Source organism: Myxococcus sp. CA039A, from assembly GCF_013336645.1.
In the GTDB taxonomy this organism is placed as follows: domain Bacteria; phylum Myxococcota; class Myxococcia; order Myxococcales; family Myxococcaceae; genus Myxococcus; species Myxococcus llanfairpwllgwyngyllgogerychwyrndrobwllllantysiliogogogochensis.
This window is the reverse complement of the sequence record NZ_JABUMQ010000616.1, coordinates 1-2,018: the sequence shown is the minus strand read 5'-3', so window position 1 is coordinate 2,018 and position 2,018 is coordinate 1. Positions and strand designations below refer to the sequence as shown.

Below are 2,018 nucleotides of genomic sequence, written 5' to 3'. Positions count from 1 at the left end.
CCCTGCTCCCGTGAAGCAGCGCTCCCCCTCCCTGCCCCGTCTGTCCAAGGTGGCCCTGGCTTGCACGGGGCTCGCATGCGCCGGCTCGCCATCTGTGGTGAAACACCAGCCAGTGCCTGCCGCCGAGGACTGCCCTCCTGGAGCGCGGGAGGCCATGGCCCGGCTCAACATCCGAATCGGCGTTCAGGTCTCCGCGTCCATCGGGGAGAGGGACCACACCGGACTTGCCCATGCGGACATCACCCTCCGCGAGTCTCGAATCTCGACCCATCTGGACCGGACGTTCGGAGCGCTCCGCCGAGGAGCGGAACTCATCACGAACATCTACGTCACCCCCACCCGGGTCTATGGCCGAGTCGTCGAGGCACGAATCGAGGGCAAGAGCTACCCTGTCTGCATGTCATATGTCGACCCCAATCAGAGAGGGGTGTATGGCATTCCCGCCAAGGCAGGCAGCGACGATGACCATGGCGTCGTGGCCAACAAGTTCGCCGTGCGCGCCGTGGGTCGCTTCCAGGAGACCGGTGACGAGAAGAATTAGCACGAGCCGTCCACGACGCCTCCTGCCGCTCATGATGTGCCTCGTCGCCATGAGCATGCGGAGCGGGCCCGCACTGGCGCAGTCTCACACGTCATCGTCTTCCTCGGAGGTCCGTCGCATCGACCTGGGGACACGACAGGGCCCAGCACCTGCCGAGATCTTCATTCGTCCCGGGGGCACCACCGCGCTCCTGTTCGACACCTCTCTCGCACGAGACGCCGTCACGCTGGAGGGACGGGAGCGTTTTCACCGTGTGGTGATGGGCGAGGACACCCTCATGCTCCTGCCCTCGGACAAACTCCAGGAAGGCACGCGGCTGCGTCTGACCCTGCGCTTCGAGGACGGCTCCACTCCCAGGGAAGCGAACTTTCTCCTCGTCGTGGCCCCGGGGCACTTCGATGCCCAGGTGGAGGTCGTGAGCGATCCACCAAGAGCGCGCAACAACCGGACCGAGACCGCCCAGCTCGAGGGCGAGCTTCTGAGGCTGCGCGAGGAGAACGCGAGGCTTCGAGCTGAGCAGGGTCCAACGGGCCTGACAGGACTTTTCGCCACAGGGCTTCTGAACGAGCAGGGCATTCTCGGAAACACACTCGGTCAGGACCTCTCAACGGCCCGGTCCATTCTGTCTCGTGAAACCGAGGCACAGGTCTTCAGGAGCATCTCCCGCGTCGCGGTGGCACTCGTGCTGGCTTCAGCCGGCCATCATCTCCCGTGGACCGCGAGCCGAGCCACGCTCAGGGACACCCTGGGTCGCCGCTCCCATGAGCTGCGGGCCTGGCAGTCGAAGCCCCTGACCGCTGGCGACATCGAGGTGTTGCTCATCCTGGAGACAGAGGCCAGCCCGGACGAACTGCAAGGCACCTACACACTCGAACTGCGCGACGGGAACGATTCACGGGCCGTCATCATCGGACCCGTGAACTTCCCTCGGATGTGAATGGCTCACACCCTCTCCGGTCCTTGACAGGCGTCAGCCCGACGCGCTCAGGGCGCTCGTCGACGGCAGTGCCGACAGTGGGCGCATTTGCGCCTGCGTCATGGGTATGATTCGAAACGCCAAGGAGGAAGCATGAGCAAGGTCTTCGCCAACGGCCGCGCCATCCTGCACAAGGGAAGCGGTAACACGCACACCTCGGCCGCACCCGACGTCTGCAAGGTGCCGACGCCGGGAGGCCCTGTGCCCACCCCCTTCGTCAACTCCGCTCAAGACTCCACGCTCACCCATGGAAGCACGAGCGTCACCATCAATGGCCACCCCGTGGCACTGACCGACTCCGAGTTGAGCATCAGCTCGGGCGATGAGCCGGGCACGGCGGGCGGCATCGTCTCCTCCAAGCTCAAGGGGAAGATGGCCTGGGGAAGCGGCAGCGTGGACGTGAGAATCGAGGGAAAGGGCGTCGTGCGCTACCTCGACGTCACCCTTCACAACGGCAACTCCTTCAACACCACGTTCATATCAAATGGGCAGGGTGGGACG

At 64.9% G+C, this 2,018-nt stretch carries 2 protein-coding genes and 1 pseudogene; all 3 read left to right on the top strand.

Annotated elements, in window-relative coordinates; translation table 11 throughout:
- A pseudogene (locus tag HR086_RS46400) lies at positions 1 to 541 on the top strand (hypothetical protein); the annotation flags it as partial.
- Positions 542 to 590: 49 nt separating this feature from the next.
- Positions 591 to 1,478 (top strand): DUF2381 family protein, encoded by an 888-nt coding sequence (locus HR086_RS46395; protein ID WP_174468863.1) that lies wholly within the window; start codon positions 591 to 593, stop codon positions 1,476 to 1,478.
- Between the two features lie 132 nt (positions 1,479 to 1,610).
- On the top strand, positions 1,611 to 2,018 hold a 408-nt coding region (locus tag HR086_RS46390; protein ID WP_174468862.1), incomplete at its 3' end, for a DUF4150 domain-containing protein.